Genomic DNA, 16792 nt, shown 5'->3' on the forward strand with positions numbered 1-16792 from the left:
CCCCTGGGTGAGCGTCTTCAGCGAGACGGCGTGGAGGAGCCGCCTCCACGCTGCTCGCCCGATGCTCGTCCTCGGCGGCCCTCGCGCTCGGTGGAGATGTCCCGAGGTGGGCTCACCTCCACGTCCACCTCGCGCGCGACCCAGCCGCCAGGGCCGTCGTCGTAGGTCACCTTGACGGTGTCGCCTTCACGCATCGACGCCAGGCCCACGGCGTTCCCGTTCAGCCTCAACCGTGTATCGGGGACGACCTCGATGTCCTGCTCCACGCCCGCGCCGTCGCGCACGAGCAGCTCGTTGTCCCCCACCCACGTCACCCGGCCGTGCAGGATGCCCGAGGGCTCGGCGCGCCCCGAGCCTCCCACGCCCTGCTCATCCGGGCCCTTCAGGGCCTCGGGGTCCGGCGCCTTCTCACGCGAGGCCATGAGGTCCCGCCAGAACGCCGAGCGCAGCTCACGGTTCTTCGCGGAGGGGAGGCCCTCGCCGCCGCCTCCTCCCGTGTCCTCATGAGGCTCGCAGCTCACGCCCCAGACGCCCAGCAGGAGCCCCAGCGCCCACCCCCTGACCCGGCGTTTGCGGTTCATCGTCCCGGCCTCCCCATGCGTGTCGTTCCAGAGCCGGAACCACACACCCGACGCATCCGCTGCTTCCGCGTCAACATGTGAACGCTCCAGGCAGCCGAGAACCCCGAGTCCCCACGCCCCGGCCTCACAGGTCCAGGGGCAGGCAGGCGTCCCCCCGCGCGAATGCCTCCCCCGCGGGGACTTCGCGCCTCAGAACTTCCACTCCGTATCCTTGCCGAGCGCCACGCGCGTCGCCGCCACCTCCCGCAGCGCCTTGAAAGGCGAGGCGTCGGCCAGCTTCACGACCGACTCCAGGACCGCGGCCGCCATCCCCACGTTGTCGCTGGCGATGGCGCCGTCCAGACGCTCGAAGAGCTGGCGGAAGTTCTCCCGTCGCTCGTCGAAGCTGCGGTCCAGGTAGTCCATGAGCACGTCGCGCATCGCGTGGATGTGCTCGACATCCACCCGGGATTGCTCACGCAGCCGGGTCTGCTCCGTGCGCTCCTTCTGGATGTCGCGCACGCAGTCGGCCACCACCTGGATGCCCGTCAGCACGTCCTTCAGGGACAGCTCTGTCTTCAGCGTCATGACGTCTCCCTTTGGAGCAGGCCACGCGACTGCTCCAGCAAGGTCTCCAGTTGGGTGTTCAGGTCTCCGCCGGCGGCGAAGAGGGGCATCCGCATCAGCTCGCTCTGGGCCTTCACCAGCTGCATCGCGGTGGCGAACCGGGCCAGATGGACATCATCCTCCGCGTCGAACCGGCCTCCCAGCGCCCACAGCGCGTCGAGGGCTCGACCCGCGCGTTCATCGAGCGCGCCGAGCACCCCGCTCAGCTCCTCCACGCGCGTGCACGCCCGTGCCAGCAGCGCGATGGCCGCGTCGATGGACGCGACCTGGGCGTCGAGCTGCTGTTGCAGCACCTCGCGAGCACCGTCCAACCGCTGAACCGCGTCCCGATGTCGCGCCTCGGCCTCTTCGCCAAGGTCCTTGGCGTCCTTCATGCTGTCGATTCCGTCGTACGCCTTCTTGGCGCCGTAACCCATGAGACCCGCGAGGAGGAACGCGGCGGGAATGAGCGGCAGTGGCATCACACACCTCGGCAATGAAACCCAACCATGAGCGAGGCGTCGCAATCCGCGACACGCTTCAGACCCACGCTGGGTCATGACCGCCCCGAGGGAAATACCACTCCGGGGTGAGACTCCGGGGAGCCCTTTCCCTCACGCTCGCGACTGTATCCCGTTACCATTCACTTCACGGGTAGAGACAGACGTGAGCGGTCGCCTTCCTTTGGCGCCGGGCGGGGAGCAACTCAATGGCGGTATGGATTCGGGCGCTGCCGACCCTCGTGGTCGCTGCTCAGTCAGATGGAGCCAGTGGCGCCCTGTGCTGCGTGGTCGTCCTCGGGCTGGGTGCATGGGGTGGCATCGTCTGGCTCAACAAGGTCAATGCGCGGATGAAGGCCGCGCAGCAGGCGCGGGCTGGCGTCGGACTCGCGGCTGTCACGTCCCCGACCTCGCACGACTCGTCCACCATCGCCCTGCGCTTCGAGAACGTGAGCGCGCCCCGGCTCTCACAAGGGCTCAGGGTCCGTATCGCGGATGAGCCACGGGCCATTGCGAAGAGCGCCGCCGAGCCGCTCGCACAGGCCGCCTCCACGCCGACCGCTTCACGTGTCGAGCCCGCGCAATCGGCGCGCGCCGTCATCGCTCCGCCGACCCCGAGCGAGAAGCCCGTCGAGCCCGCACCGCGCACGCCTTCCTCTCCCACTCCGACCCCGAAGCCTGTCGAGCCCACGCCGCTCGAACTCAGCGTGCTGTCGACTCCCGCGCCACCCCCGAAGCCCGTCGAGACCGTGCAGCGCGTCGCACCTGCACAACCCCTCGAACCCGCGTCCGCGCCACTCGCCGAGGCCGTGCAGCGCATCGCACCCGCGCGGTCCGTTGAGCCTGCGTCCGCGCCTGATTCCGAGCCGTCGACTCCCGCTTCGCAGAAGACGGCCTGGATTGCTCCGGGTCAGTCCATCGAGGTCGCCGGTTACACGCTCAAGGATGGAATGGTCTACGTGGGCTCGCGGCTGCGCGCGGTGAAGACCCCCAATACCGAGCCGGCCCTCATCAACCCCAGGCTCGAGGTCGCCGCTCGCCCCAATCGCGGTGGACAGGGCTTGCGATACTGGCCCTCGTACTCGGACCTCTCACCCGCCTCCCGTGCGGGCTATCTCGCGTGGCTCGCGGGTGGACGGCGTCAGCCTGGAATCGATATCGGCTTCGTCTTCCTGTTCTTCTACGGGCTGGAACGGCGCGTGCTCCACGACCTGGGCACCGAGCCCGCCGCGCTCGCCGAGGCCCGTCTCATCGAAGACGAAGTCCAAGGCCTCCTCGACGTCCACGGCGAGAACAGCTCCTTCGCCAGCTACGCCTCGGCCTTCCTCGACGTCCTGCGCGTGCACCGCGCTGGCGAGGATGGACTGTTGAAGGAGTCCCCCGAGTTCTGGCTGCGCAGCGCCGGCTCCGCCTCGTTCGACGTGCGCATGGCCGCGGGCACCGCCGCCACTCGCGCGCTTCCGCTCCCCGCGGACTGGGCCCTCGTCTGGGCCGTGGAGACCCATGTCACCCGGCTTCGAACTCCCGCCACGCGCTGTCCCGAGGAGTTCCAGGCCCTCTTTCGTGCACGCTATCTGCGAGACCACGGCGCGGGCATCATCCCTCGCGCGCTGAAGGCGAAGGTCGAGGCCCGCTACAACCCCGCGAGCGCATCCTTCGGCGGCTCGGTGCGGCTGTCTTCAGCCTCCATCAACGAGGCCTCCGAGACCTCCCTCAAGCCCGTGCGCGCGCTCATCGAGGAGTGCTGCGAGTCGCTCGAGTCCTACAGCCGCTGGGTGGGCAAGAACCCCGACGCGCGCAACAGCATGAGCGCCCTGGCCCTGCTTCCTCCCGAGCTCGCGGCGTCCATCGACGGAGGCTCGGACGTGCAGGCTCTCCGCGCCCTCTTGCGCCAATTCCTCGGGGACAACCCCTCCGCTCCCGTGCCCGCGACAGAACTGCTGAAGCACTGGCCCACGTCGACCCTCGGCAAGCTCACCAAGGCCGAAGCCGTGGGCCTGGCCCAGGCGCTGGAGAAGCTGGGCCACGGCATGGAGCCCGACCCTCGCATGGGCGGCGCCGTGCTCTCCCCCGACGAGTCCGCGTGGCTCTTCCCCCTGCCCCCCGATTCACCCAGCGCCCCTTCCGCGAGCTACCTGTCCGCGCTCGCGATGCTGCACCTCGCCGCCGCGGTGGCCACCGCCGATGGCACCGTCTCCACGGATGAAGTCCACCGCATGGAGGCCCTCGTCGAAGCCGCGCAGGGACTGCTCGCCTCGGAGAAGGTCCGGCTCCGCGCCCACGTGTCCTGGCTGCTCGCGCGCCCCGCCTCCAGCGCGGGCCACAAGAAGCGTGTGGAGGCGCTGACGCCCGAGGCCCGCACGTCGCTCGGCAACCTCCTGGTCGAGGTCGCCGTCGCCGACGGCGACGTGTCACCCCAGGAGCTCAAGACGCTGTCGAAGCTCTACGCCATGCTGGGGCTCGACGAAGACACCGTCTACTCGCGCGTCCACGCCGCCACCGCGTCACGACCCGCGACCGAGCCCGTCTCCATGCGACTGGCCGGCGCCCCCGAGCAGGGCTTCGCCATCCCCGCGCCACCTCCAGGGAAGGGCGAGCGGGTGGCGCTCGACATGCGCAGCGTCCAGGCGAAGCTCGCGGAGACCGCCGCGGTCTCCAGCCTCCTGGGGAGCATCTTCGCCGACGAAGAACCCGTCGCTCCCGCGCCCCAGCCAGCGCAGCCAGGGGTCGCGGGGCTGGATGCGCTTCACACGTCGCTGCTGCGCGCGCTCGTCGCGAAGCCCGAGTGGCCTCGCGCGGAGGTGGAGAAGCTGGCCAGCGGACTCGGCCTGCTCCCGGACGGCGCGCTGGATGTCATCAACGACGCGGCCTTCGAGGTGTGCGGCGAGCCCATCCTCGAGGGCGACGAAACCCTTCAGCTCAATGAACAAGCGGTCAAGGAGATGATGTCATGACGGACGCGACGCCCCAGGGACGCATCAGGCCGAAGGACCGGGACACCATCGTCCAGTCGCTGCGCGCGGGCGTCGTGCCTCGCGTGGGACAGCAGCACATCCAGGTGGGTCGGGCCGAGGAGGTCCGCGCCCTGGTCCGCGACGTGGAGCGCATCGCCGAGGGCGGCAGCGCCATCCGCTTCGTCATCGGCGAGTACGGCTCCGGCAAGACGTTCTTCCTCAACCTCATCCGCTCCATCGCGCTGGAGAAGCGGCTGGTCACCCTGCACGCGGACCTCAACCCCGACCGGCGCCTGCACGCGACGGACGGCAAGGCCCGCAGCCTCTACGCGGAGCTGATGCGCAACCTGTCCACCCGGGCCCGTCCCGAGGGCGGCGCGCTCGCCAGCGTCGTGGAGCGCTTCGTCTCCAGCGCCCTCACCGACGCCAAGAGCCGTGAGCTGAACCCCGAGGTGGTCATCCGCGAGAAGCTCGCCGCGCTGTCGGAGCTGGTGGGAGGCTACGACTTCGCGGAGGTCATCGCCGCCTACTGGCGCGGCCATGACACGGGCAACGAGGTGCTCAAGGCCGATGCCGTGAAGTGGCTGCGCGGCGAGTTCTCCACGCGCACCGATGCCCGCAAGGCGCTCGGCGTGCGCACCATCATCGACGACGCGGAGGTCTACGACCAGTTGAAGCTCCTCGCCCGCTTCGTCCGCCTGTCCGGCTACGACGGGTTGATGGTGTGTCTGGATGAGCTGGTCAACCTCTACAAGATGGCCAACACCAAGGCCCGCGCGTCCAACTACGAGCAGATCCTCCGCATCCTCAATGACTGTCTCCAGGGCAGCGCCGAGGGCCTGGGCTTCATCCTGGGAGGAACGCCCGAGTTCCTCATGGACACCCGGCGCGGTCTCTACAGCTACGAGGCCCTCCAGTCGCGCCTCGCCCAGAACACCTTCGCCGTGGGCCACCTGGTCGACTACAGCTCCCCGGTCCTCCGGCTGGCGAACCTCACCCCCGAGGACCTCTACGTCCTGCTCACCAAGCTGCGGCACGTCTACTCCGCGGGAGATGCGTCCGCGCAGCGCCTGCCCGATGAGGGGCTCCACGGCTTCATGACCCACTGCTCGGAGCGCATCGGAGAGGCGTACTTCCGCACGCCCCGCAGCACCGTGACGGCGTTCATCAACCTGCTGGCCGTGCTCGAACAGAACCCGGGCGCGGATTGGAAGGAGCTGCTCGGCGGCGTGGAGCTCGCCGCGGACGTCAATCCCGACCTCGCGCCCCTGGGCGAGACGGAGGCGGGAGCCCCCGCGGCCGGAGCGGATGATGAGCTCGCATCCTTCAAGCTCTGACCCGGGCGGCGCCGCGTCGAGCGCCTTCCTCCGGCTGCACCCCCAGGTGCGGCGCTGGGTGTGGACCCAGGGGTGGAAGGAGCTGCGCGGCATCCAGGAGGCCGCCATCGTCCCCATCCTCGAGGGGACCCAGGACGTCATCCTCTCCGCGTCGACGGCCAGCGGGAAGACGGAGGCCGCCTTCCTGCCCATCTGCAGCCGACTGGCGGAGGACGCCGGCGGCAGCGTGCGCGCCATCTACGTGGGCCCGCTCAAGGCGCTCATCAACGACCAGTTCGAGCGGCTCGACGGGCTCTGCGACGGACTCCACATCCCCGTGCACCGGTGGCACGGCGATGTGTCCCAGGGCCACAAGGCCCGGCTGCTCCAGTCCCCCGCGGGCATCCTCCTCATCACCCCGGAGTCACTCGAGGCGCTCTTCATCCGGCAGGGCTCCGCGCTCGCCGGGCTGTTCTCCGGGCTGGAGCACATCGTCATCGACGAGCTGCATGCCTTCATCGGCACCGAGCGGGGCTGCCAGCTCCAGTCGCTCCTGCACCGTGTCGAGCTGAGCCTGCGTCGCACCGTGCCCCGCGTGGGCCTCAGCGCCACCCTGGGCGACATGTCGCTGGCCGCGGAGTTCCTCCGTCCCGGCGCGGGCGCGAAGGTGCGGCTGTGCAACTCCGACTCGGGCGGCGGCGAGCTGCTCCTCCAGCTCCGGGGCTATCGCAAGCGCGCGCCCGATGCGCGCACTCCGGAAGAAGACGAGGAGCCCACGGACGGCCCGCCCGAGGACGAGCACGACGTGGGAGCGCACCTCTTCAAGACGCTGCGCGGGACGCACAACCTGGTGTTCGCCAACAGCCGCGCGAACGTCGAGCTGTACGCGGACCTCCTGCGTCGCAGGTGTGAAGACGCGCGGCTGCCCAACGAGTTCTTCCCGCACCACGGCAACCTGTCCAAGGAGCTGCGCGAGGAGGCGGAGGCCGCGCTCAAGGCGAAGCAGCGGCCCGTGAGCCTGGTGTGCACGACGACACTGGAGATGGGCATCGACGTGGGCTCCGTGCAGAGCATCGCGCAGGTGGGCGTGCCTCCCTCGGTGTCCAGCCTCCGTCAGCGATTGGGACGCAGCGGGCGCAAGGGCGGCCCCTCCGTGCTCCGGCTGTATCTTCAAGAAGCGGAGCTGACGAGCACCAGTCCCCTGCCGGACCAGCTCCGGGTGCGGCTGGTCCAGTCGGTGGCGATGCTGGAGCTGCTGCTGACGAACTGGTTCGAGCCCCCCGCCTCGGGCGCCTTCCACTTCTCCACGCTGGTGCAGCAGTTGCTCTCGCTCATCGCGCAGCACGGCGGCGTCAAGGCGGGCGAGGCCTTCCTGGCGCTGTGCCACGAAGGTCCCTTCGCGCGGGTGTCACGCGAGGACTTCGTGCGCTTCCTGCGCGGGCTGGGGCAGCGCGAGCTGCTCTCACAGTCCTCGGATGGGACGCTGCTGTTGGGCCGCGTGGGTGAGCGGCTCGTCAACCACTACAGCTTCTATGCGGCCTTCGCCTCGGTGGAGGAGTTCCGGCTGGTGGCCGGGGGTCGCACGCTGGGCACGATGCCCTTCGACCAGCCGCTCTTCGTCGGCGCGTACCTCATCTTCGGTGGACGGCGGTGGCGCGTGCTCGCCGTGCAGGGCGACGAGAAGGTCGTGGAGCTGGAGCCCGCGCCCGCCGGACGCGTGCCCGTGTTCGAGCCCACCGGTGTCGGCCGCGTGCATGACCGCGTCCGGGAGCAGATGCGCGCCATCTATGCCGGTGAGGGGCTGCCTCGCTACCTGGATGCGCGGGCGCTGGAGCTGCTCGCGGAGGCTCGGGCGACGTTCCAGCGATGGCGGCTCGGCGAGCGCTCCATCGTGGCCTCGGGGATGGAGGTCCATGTCTTCCCGTGGGCTGGTGACGCGGTGGTGCACACGCTGGCGCTCACGCTCCAGGCCCGTGGGTTGTCGGTGCAGACGCTGGGTCCCGTGTTGAGCGTGGCGGGACCGCAGGCCGACGTGGAGGGCGCCCTGCGCGCGCTCGTGGCGGAGGGGCCACCTCGGGCCGAGTCCCTCACGCGCCACGTGGAGAACATGGCGCTCGAGAAACATGACGGCTTCGTGCCGGAGGACCTGCTCGCTCGCGACTACGCCGCCCGGTACCTGGACGTCGAGGGTGCGTGGCGTGTCGCCCGGCAGGTGTTGCAGTGATGCGTCTTCTGACGAGGCCTTGTCTCCCATGAGCCTTCCATCCCAGGAACCCCAGGCTGTCGACCCGATGCCTCCCGCGGACGCGGAGGCCCTCCAGAAGGCCGCCGTCCAGGCCTTCGTCGAGTGGACCCGGCGACTGCCCGTGCCGCCTCCGAATCCGCAAGAGTTCATCCGCTCCGTGGAGCCGAAGGCGCGCGGAGCCGCACGTATCTACTCCACCATCACGGAGCGGAGTGTCGTGTGGAAGGAAGGCCCGACTCACGGCTCTCCCCCCGTTACAGGATTGAGGCGACAAGCCAGCAGCGTCGACCTCTGGGCGGAAACGTCCGAGAGCCTTCGTAACAGCAGCCTCTCCGTTCTCGCCTGTTCCCCATGCGGAGGCGTGGGCTCGACCCCCTGCCCCAAGTGCAAGGGGAGAGGGAACGTCCAATGCTGGAACTGTCGAGGCACGCGAAAGGCCTACGGCTACGCCAAGAATAACTCTCGACGACTCATGAACTGCCGGCAGTGCGATGCGAGTGGGAGGGTCTCCTGTAGTGGCTGCAACTCAGGGAGCGTGTCCTGTGCACCCTGTCTGGGACACGGTCGCGAACAGCGCTGGCTCGAATTGGTCGACTCAGTCCGCACCGACGTCCTCGTGATGTCCGAGGACGAGCACCTGCGCCGACTGGTGTGGACGAATGAGGACATGGAGCAGGACGCAAAGCTCGTGGGGGAGATCAGCGCGAATGGAGTGCTCCCCCAGGAGAAGGTCGCGCAGCACCTCCCAGGAGACTGGGTCAAGGAGCATTGGGGAAAGACCCGCGTCCCCGTGAAGGTGAACGAGCGCATCACCCGCCAGCGCTTCCAGGTGTTCGAGGTGCCCGCCGCGCACGTGTCCTACGGCATCATGAACGCGCCCTCAACCACGGTTCAATTCGAGGGAAGGCGAATGCTCGCGCCACCGGTCGAGGAGGACCGGCAGCTCACCGCTCGGGGGCGAAAGGTCCTTGCGGTACGGTTGCCCCTCATCGCCGTGGCCTTGGGAATCCCACTTCTTTACATCCTCCGCGGCTCCTTCTTCTGGAACGGCTGGTTGGCGGCACTGCTGTTCTCCCTCGGTGGTTTCGCGGTCGTCACTGACCGCCTGGTCCAGGACTGGACCCTGGGCAGGAGACAGAAGATTCGCCAGTGGCGATTTGGCATGTCTGTGTATGCGCTCATCGCCATTGTCGTTGCGCTATTCGCCGAACCCTGGCTGTTCGAAGCACGGCGAGACATTTCGGAGGGCCGCCTCGATGACGCACAGACGGAGCTGCAGGCACTGGGTGAGCCCGAATCACCCGAGCTTCAGCAGGCCTGGGCGGACCTCCACCTGGCCCATGCGCTCCGTGAGCAGAACGTGGACGAGGTCGTCAAGGATGCCCTCGCGATGGCGTCCAAAGCACCCGAGCGGGCGAAGGTCGAACAACACCTCCTGTCCCTCACACGTCAGCAGGTCCTCGCGTCGCTCGAGCGCAAGAATGTGTCCTCCGCCTCGGAGGTACTCGCCTCCGCCCAGCCCGTGCTCGCCCAGGCGTTCCCGAAGGACCTCAACGAGCTGACCGCGCGCCTCTACGAGGCGGAGCACGCGGCCTGCACAACGGCCTCCTGCCGCTGGAAGACGCTCTCCCTCGCGCTTCGCGCCGAGCTCACACCGAGCCGGGAGCAGCGACTCGGACAGGCCCGCGCGATGCTCGTGGAGCAACTGACGCCCAGGCCGCGTCCCAAGGCCGTCACCCTGGACTGGGTCCTCCACCTCCACAAGACGACCGCGCTCGCCGCCGAACTGGCGGATACGCCGCACGACCCACCGGTGTCGGTCCTCGCGAAACAGGCCGCCACGTGGGCCCGGGAGGAACGGGAGCGGATTCCGCTCATCGGCGCGGAGCGCGAGGTGGCCATCTCCCTGCTCCAACTGAAGGCCACCAGCCACCCGAACATCCTGTCGAAGACCACGGAGTCAGTCGCCCTCTCGTGCGAGCTGCGGGACGGCCGCTGCGTGGGCGCGTACCTGGCCGGCGCGGACAAGGAGTCCCGCGTGCTCAACAATCTGAAGCGCACGCCCGTGACGAAGGAGCTGCTCTCCCGTGTCCTCGGACATCCGGTCGAGCTGCCCGCGCCGCCCCAGCCTCGCGGAGGCAAGCCCCCCACGCAGACGACCTGGAAGGATGGCCGCGTGACGCTCGTGGCGAGATGGAACGGCATCTACCTGATGGAGCTGCGCATCGGTGAGGTGAAGCCATGAACCCGAAACCTCCCCGGCTGCTCTCCGTCAGCGCGGCGCTCATGGGACTGCTCGGAGGCGCGGCCCCATCAGGGCTGCTCGTGCCCGGCATCGAGCTCCAGGTCGCCCAACCCACGTGGCGGCGACGCAACGAAGAGGACTCGCGCGACGAGCTGCTTCTCGTCGTCCCTCCCACCAACGGACAGATACTGCTCGCGGGTCATCGCTCGCACCGCTCCCACTCCTCGCACCGCAGCCACTACTCCGGCAGCAGGAGCCGCAGCTACGGCGGCGGCTACTCCGCTCCCGACGAAGCGCCCGAGCCGCCCCCCAAGCCCGCGACGGTGTCCTTCGTCGCCTTCCCCGGCGGACGCATCTTCGTCGACGACAAGCCCGCGGGTCAGGACGTGACGGCCCTCATGCGGCTGGCGGCGGGCAAGCACACCGTCCGCATCGAGAACCGCTTCCTCGGCACCACCACCGTCGAGGTGGACCTGGTCGCCGGCCAGACGGGCGACGTCACCATCGAGTGGTGAGGAGCAGACACGTGACCATGGACACCGACCCCACCTTCCGCGACGGCGCCGTGCAGGCCGTCCTCGACCTGCGCGTCTATCGACTCGCGGCGATACAGAAGTCCGCGTACCGCTTCGCCGACCGGTGCACCGCGGTGCTCGGCTCGCCCGACGCGGACCGGCTTCCCATCCGCTTCCTCTTCGCCCCCACCGTCACCGAGCGCGACGCGCTGGAGACGGTGCGCCTGTTCTTCCAGGAGCTGTTGGACCAGGAGCTGCGAGAGCAGGTGGGCGACGAGACCCGGGCCCTGCGCGCATTGATTGTCGCGCAGGCCTTCTCACGCACCGGCCTGATTCGCCAGGACTGAGGTCGACGCACACCATGTTCCATGACCGCGCCAGGTACCAGTCCACGAAGGGCTACCAGCTCGCGCCCCTGCGCTTCAGCCGGCTGGACGACGCCCGCTACGTCGTGACGAACGACGTGGGCGAATACGTCGTGCTCCCCCGACACGAGCTGGTCGACTTCGTCCGTCACGCGCTGCCCCCGCACCGCGAGGCCTACAAGACGCTCAAGTCGAAGCACTTCCTGTTCGACGAGCACTCCCGCGTGGCGCTGGAGCTGCTCGCGCTGAAGTACCGCACCCGCGCCGAGCAGCTCGCGAACTTCACCGGGCTGCACATCTTCGTGGTCACCCTGCGCTGCGACCACTCCTGCGCGTACTGTCAGGTGTCCCGTCAGGCAGAGGGTGCCCGCGAGTTCGACATGTCACAGGAGCACGCGGACCGGGCGCTCGACTTCATGTTCCGCAGTCCCTCGCCCACGCTCAAGGTCGAGTTCCAGGGCGGAGAGCCGCTGCTCCACTTCGAGCGCATCCGGTACATCGTCGAGCGCGCCAAGGCCCTCAACCAGGTGCACCGCCGCGACCTCCAGTTCGTCATCGCGAGCAACCTCTCCCGCCTCACCGACGAGGTGCTCGACTTCTGCCGCGAACACGGCGTGCTGCTCTCGACCTCCCTGGACGGCCCCGAGGACCTGCACAACACCCAGCGCCCCGTGCGCGGCGGGGACAGCCACCGACGCACGCTCCAGGCGATTCACCGGGCGCGACAGGCGCTCGGACCGGACTCCGTCTCCGCGTTGATGACGACGACGCAGGCGAGCCTCACGCGCGTCGAGGACATCATCGACGAGTACGTGCGCCAGGGCTTCCACGGCATCTTCCTCAGGAACATCAGCCCCTACGGGTTCGCCGTCCGCCAGCGCGCCTCTCGCCAGTACGACGTCGGGGCGTGGGTGGAGTTCTACCGGCGCGGGCTCGCGCACATCCTCCGCATCAACAAGCAGGGCTATCCGCTCCAGGAGGAGTACACCGCCATCCTGTTGCAGAAGCTCTTCTCGCCCCGGGGCTCGACGTACGTCGACCTCCAGTCGCCCGCGGGCATCGGCATCGGCGCGCTCGTCTACAACTACGACGGCGCGGTGTACGCCTCCGACGAGGGGCGGATGCTCGCGGAGATGGGTGACTTCTCCTTCCGGCTCGGGCACCTCTCCCACGACTCCTACGAGTCCATCATGACGTCCGACACGCTCCTCGCCCACCTGAGCGACACCATGCCGGAGGGCGTGCCCATGTGCGGCGACTGCGCCTTCCTCCCCTACTGTGGCGCCGACCCCGTCTTCCACCAGGCGACGATGAAGGACGCCGTCGGACACAAGGCGTTCAGCGCCTTCTGCCAGAAGCAGATGCGCGTGCTGCGCCACCTCATCGGCCTGCTCGCGGATGACGCCCGCGCGCGTGACATCCTCATGGGGTGGCGCTGAGCCATGCCCGCCCTGGACCTCTCCTCGGCCGGCCTGAAGGCGCTCTCCACGCGCTCCATTGAGCCGTTCATCGCCCGCCTCCGCGAGCACCTGGACGACGCGCCCCTCGCCCATGAGCGGGAGGTGCTCCTCGTCCGGCGTCCCACGCATTCACTGCCCCCGGGCTTCCGGGGGTACCTCCTGTGGGACGAGGGCCTCGTGAGCAGCAGCCCGGCCCCAGGGGACACCTACGTCCTGCCTCCGAACCTGCGCTACCTCGCGGACGGGGACGTGGTGCGCATCCACCCCGAGCGCGACGCCCTGTCGACGCTGTACCGCCGCGCCTCGCCGTCGAACACGTTCCTGGTGACGGAGCGCTGCGACAACCACTGCCTGATGTGCTCCCAGCCACCCCGCAAGCAGGATGACTCCTGGCTCGTGGACGAGCTGATGCAGGCGCTCCCGCTCATCTCCCCGGAGACGCGCGAGCTCGGCATCACCGGCGGCGAGCCGAGCCTGCTCAAGGGCCGCCTCATCGCGCTGCTCGCGCAGATGAAGCACCACCTGCCAACAACCGCCGTCCACCTCCTGACCAACGGGCGCGGCTTCGCGAACCCCGAGCTGGCGCGCGCGGTGGCGGACGTCCAGCACCCCGACCTGATGCTGGGCATCCCGCTCTACTCGGACCTGCCCGAGGAGCATGACTACGTCGTCCAGGCCCTGGGCGCCTTCGATGAAACCGTCCGAGGCATCCTCCACCTCAAGCGCGCCCGGGTGCGCGTGGAGCTGCGCTGCGTGGTCCACGCGCAGACGTACGCGCGCCTGCCCCAGCTGGCGGAGTTCATCGCGCGCAACCTGGCCTTCGTCGACCACGTCGCGCTGATGGGGCTGGAGCTGATGGGGTTCGCCAAGGCGAACCTCGGCCTGCTCTGGATGGACCCGCTCGACTACCGGCCCCAGCTCACCGCCGCGGTCCGCACGCTGAGCCGCGCGGGGCTGGAGACGTCCCTCTACAACCACCCGCTCTGCACCCTGCCCGGCGAGCTGCACCCCTTCGCGCGCAAGAGCATCTCCGACTGGAAGAACCTCTACGCCGAGGACTGCGAGCGCTGCACCCGCCGGGAGGACTGCGGCGGGCTCTTCGCCTCCGGCCTCGCGAAGCGCAGCCGGGGCATCCAGCCCTTCCTGGACTGAGCAGGGCGGCTACGCGACGGACGCCGTCCGCCCGGTGAACGGACACACCGCGCCCTCGGCCGCCAGCGGGGCGCCCACCGGCGTCAGCTTCGTCCCCTCCGGCGAGTTGTCGATGTCCACGCCGAACTCGTCCCGGAACACGTCCAGCAGGTACGGCAGCACGCCGACGGTGCCCGCGCGCATGCGGTGGTGGAGCGACAGGTCCTTGTTGGTGAACCGCCGCTCCGGATGAGGCCGCCGCAGGAGCGCGTTGGTCTCCCGCTGCACGTTCTCCAGGGCCAGGAGCGCCGAGCGCTCCAGCGTCAGGTACTCCGCCACCGCGTCCGCGATGGCGTCCGCCTGCGTCCCGAACGCGTCGCCCACCTTCGCGCGCACCACCATGCGCAGCCGCTTGCGCGTCGCCTCGAACACCGCGTCGTGCACGGGCGTGAAGATGTCCTTGAGGTGGACCAGCGACTCCTCCTTGAAGGTGCTCATGCCCCGCTGCGCGCGGTCGAACATCTCGATGTAGCGCGCCTCCGCCCAGTCGCGCTGGGTGGCCGTGTGCAGGCGCGTGGGCCGCATCATCTCGAAGTCCTTCTTCAGCCGCGCCCGCAGGCCGCTCCAGAAGTCGCCCTCCGTCGGCGTGACGGACTCGGCCACCGCGCGGACCTGCTCGTACGCGCGGCACATGTAGCTCCACAGGTTGAACTGGAGCGAGTAGAGCTGCAGCCCCAGCTGCCCGTAGTCCACGCCCGGGACGATGTCCTTCTCCCATGCGAAGGACATGGGCTCCTCGTTCGCCACCGGCCGCCCGTCCATCAGCGTCTGGAAGTACTCGTCCACCAGGTTCGGCGGCCCCGCGCACACGCCTCGGTTGGACAGGTAGTGGTTGTCGCGGTCCGTCACGTACAACAGCTCCGCGGACGAGATGGGCGAGTCGTAGGTGAGCGGCTCCTCCGGCAGGAAGAGCATGTACGCGGCCACCATCCGCACGCCGTCCGTCACGCGGTAGATGTTGGAGAGCACCGGGTCCAGCTGCCCGTTGGGCACCGGGTCGTTGGCGCGCATCAGCATGTACGAGGGCACCGCGAGCACCGCGCACGCCGCCGCGTGCAGGTCCCCCATCCGCCAGCGCCCGTCCGGGAGCACCGTGTCGGGGCGCAGGAACGCCTGCCGCACCGCGCGCACCGCGTGCATCATCGGCTTCCAGTGCCGCATCATCGACTTGAGCGCCGTCACGTTCATGGGCGCGTTGTTCCGATAGCGGCTGCCGGCGAAGTGGCAGGCCTTGAACTCGGTGTCCATCTTCATGCGCATCTGCTCGGGGAAGGTGTTGCTCTCCCCGATGTGCCGCCCCTCGGTGTCGAGCGCGGGGTGCGCGATGCGGTACACCGGCAGCACCGCCTCCAGGAACCCCAGCTCCAGGGGCCGGCCCGTCAGCCTGCGCATCACCTCCGGGGCGTCCGGGTTCCACCACAGGGGCTCGGTGGGCGCGACGCGCCTGGCCTCCATCGCCAGGTACTTGCGGTGGGACTCGCTCTCGAAGGCGAGCGTCGGGGCCTCGCGCGTGACGACGCCCTCCTCCAGCAGCGCCTCCAGCAGCTCCTTCACCCGCTCCCAGGGATACGGCTCACCGGTCGTCCACTTCGTGGCGTTGCCCGCCATGAAGGAGTCCTCCAGGCACAGCTGCTCTCCGAAGGAGTGCAGGTCCTGCTCCTCGATGGAGATCTCCCGGGTGCCGTAATAGATGTGCAGCTCGCGCACGCCCTCGGGCGAGGTCAGGTACTCCTTGATGAAGCGACGCCTCAGCGGCACGTACAGCGTCTCGTGGGGGTCCACCGACACCGGCACCGAGTCCTGGCTCACGCGAATGCTCCTGACGGGTCCTGGAAGAAAAACAGCCGCCAGCGACCCGTGCACGGGCCACCAGCGACTGGCTCAGCTCAACGCCACCACCTCAGAACGTGTCGAGGGGCGCGGCGATGATGACGCCACCACCACAGCCACGACCACCGGACTGCGGCCCAGCACGAACGCGCGTCTTGATCTTCATGGACTGCTCCTCGTGTGAGTGAGACGTGATTTCCGCTTCACGCGAAGCACAAACCTCGCGGACCCGGAGTCGCAATCAGAACCAATCCGAATCTTGAGGTCAAGTTGCACCAGCCATCCAGGCACCGGTTGCGGACACGCGTGACGCGATGCCCCGCAATCACTGTCCTGCGTGCTGGAATTCCAGCCACAAAGACATCAATACTTGAATATCAAGAATTAACAGACACCCCGAAATCACCTCGGGACCTGGGTGTCCGAGACGGGCCGTGCCCTGGGGGCCGGAAAGACAACGACCGCCGACGGACCGTGCACGGTCCGCCGACGGCCGAGTCGCTACGACGGGAAGCCGCTCAGATGTCGAGGGGCGTGGCGATGATGATGCCGCCGCCACAGCCGCGACCTCCGCCGCCGCCGATACCGTCATCAGCCGACATGGGGCCCGCACGAACGCGCGTCTTGATCTTCATGGGTTGCTCCTGTGTGAGTGATACGGACAACCGGTTCACGCCACGAGAAGAACTGGCGGACCCGGAGTAATCATTGAAACGAGATAAAGTCTGTCAGTCAAGCCGCAACCTCATGACGCCATGCATCGTCAGCCGACGAACACACAGGCCCAATCCCAACCTGGTTGGATGGGATTCCATCCCCCTGGTCGTGGAATGCATCGGATTGAGCCCGTGGCGACCGGTGGCTTCAGCCTGGGCCAGGCGGCCGGGCGGGCCGGGCCTTTCGAGCGCGCGCACGGGTGCGCTCGGGCGCTGGGATGAAGAGTGAGGGGACCTTGGCCTCGGGGTGAAGCCCTCGACGGACCCGCCGGGTCCTGCCTAACTTGGG

12 protein-coding genes are annotated in these 16792 nt (G+C 68.9%); 8 read left to right on the plus strand and 4 right to left on the minus strand.

Going from position 1 to position 16792, the window contains the following annotated elements:
* Nucleotides 1–17: 17 nt before the first annotated feature.
* The 3 genes from K8640_RS31475 to K8640_RS31485 form a co-directional block, all read right to left on the minus strand.
* Nucleotides 18–581 carry a hypothetical protein gene (locus K8640_RS31475; RefSeq protein WP_223750465.1) on the minus strand — a complete coding sequence of 188 codons (564 nt, stop codon included), beginning with the start codon at nucleotides 579–581 and terminating at the stop codon, nucleotides 18–20.
* A 189-nt stretch (nucleotides 582–770) separates the two neighbouring features.
* A complete protein-coding gene (locus tag K8640_RS31480; RefSeq protein WP_223750466.1) occupies nucleotides 771–1148 on the minus strand; it encodes a hypothetical protein in 378 nt (125 codons plus the stop codon).
* Nucleotides 1145–1648 carry a hypothetical protein gene (locus tag K8640_RS31485; protein ID WP_141330795.1) on the minus strand — a complete coding sequence of 168 codons (504 nt, stop codon included), beginning with the start codon at nucleotides 1646–1648 and terminating at the stop codon, nucleotides 1145–1147. Before K8640_RS31485 ends, K8640_RS31480 begins: the two co-directional genes overlap by 4 nt.
* A gap of 227 nt (nucleotides 1649–1875) precedes the next feature.
* Between K8640_RS31485 and K8640_RS31490 the strand changes: the two genes are divergently transcribed.
* The 8 genes from K8640_RS31490 to hxsC all read left to right on the plus strand — a co-directional run bounded on the left by K8640_RS31490 (nucleotide 1876) and on the right by hxsC (nucleotide 13918).
* Nucleotides 1876–4620 carry a TerB N-terminal domain-containing protein gene (locus K8640_RS31490; protein ID WP_223750467.1) on the plus strand — a complete coding sequence of 915 codons (2745 nt, stop codon included), beginning with the start codon at nucleotides 1876–1878 and terminating at the stop codon, nucleotides 4618–4620.
* Complete coding sequence (locus K8640_RS31495) at nucleotides 4617–5957, plus strand: ATP-binding protein (protein ID WP_223750468.1); 1341 nt, start codon at nucleotides 4617–4619, stop codon at nucleotides 5955–5957. The genes K8640_RS31490 and K8640_RS31495 overlap by 4 nt, the downstream gene beginning before the upstream one ends.
* Nucleotides 5932–8160, plus strand: a complete 2229-nt coding sequence (locus K8640_RS31500) for a DEAD/DEAH box helicase (RefSeq protein WP_223750469.1) — start codon at nucleotides 5932–5934, stop codon at nucleotides 8158–8160. Before K8640_RS31495 ends, K8640_RS31500 begins: the two co-directional genes overlap by 26 nt.
* A gap of 688 nt (nucleotides 8161–8848) precedes the next feature.
* Nucleotides 8849–10426 carry a hypothetical protein gene (locus K8640_RS31505; protein ID WP_223750470.1) on the plus strand — a complete coding sequence of 526 codons (1578 nt, stop codon included), beginning with the start codon at nucleotides 8849–8851 and terminating at the stop codon, nucleotides 10424–10426.
* Complete coding sequence (locus tag K8640_RS31510; RefSeq protein ID WP_223750471.1) at nucleotides 10423–10941, plus strand: hypothetical protein; 519 nt, start codon at nucleotides 10423–10425, stop codon at nucleotides 10939–10941. Before K8640_RS31505 ends, K8640_RS31510 begins: the two co-directional genes overlap by 4 nt.
* A 17-nt stretch (nucleotides 10942–10958) precedes the next feature.
* The gene (gene hxsD / locus K8640_RS31515) at nucleotides 10959–11288 is read left to right on the plus strand and encodes a His-Xaa-Ser system protein HxsD (protein ID WP_223750472.1); all 330 of its coding nucleotides are present in this window, start codon (nucleotides 10959–10961) and stop codon (nucleotides 11286–11288) included.
* Nucleotides 11289–11302: 14 nt separating this feature from the next.
* Entirely contained in the window at nucleotides 11303–12745 is a 1443-nt protein-coding gene (gene hxsB, locus K8640_RS31520) for a His-Xaa-Ser system radical SAM maturase HxsB (RefSeq protein WP_223750473.1), read from the plus strand.
* Between the two features lie 3 nt (nucleotides 12746–12748).
* Complete coding sequence (gene hxsC, locus K8640_RS31525) at nucleotides 12749–13918, plus strand: His-Xaa-Ser system radical SAM maturase HxsC (protein WP_223750474.1); 1170 nt, start codon at nucleotides 12749–12751, stop codon at nucleotides 13916–13918.
* Nucleotides 13919–13927: 9 nt separating this feature from the next.
* Here the strand turns inward: hxsC and K8640_RS31530 are convergent, their stop codons facing one another.
* Nucleotides 13928–15766, minus strand: a complete 1839-nt coding sequence (locus tag K8640_RS31530; RefSeq protein WP_223750475.1) for a hypothetical protein — start codon at nucleotides 15764–15766, stop codon at nucleotides 13928–13930.
* Nucleotides 15767–16792 lie beyond the last annotated feature (1026 nt).

It is taken from the genome of Myxococcus sp. XM-1-1-1 (genome assembly GCF_020037095.1).
GTDB lineage: Bacteria > Myxococcota > Myxococcia > Myxococcales > Myxococcaceae > Myxococcus > Myxococcus fulvus.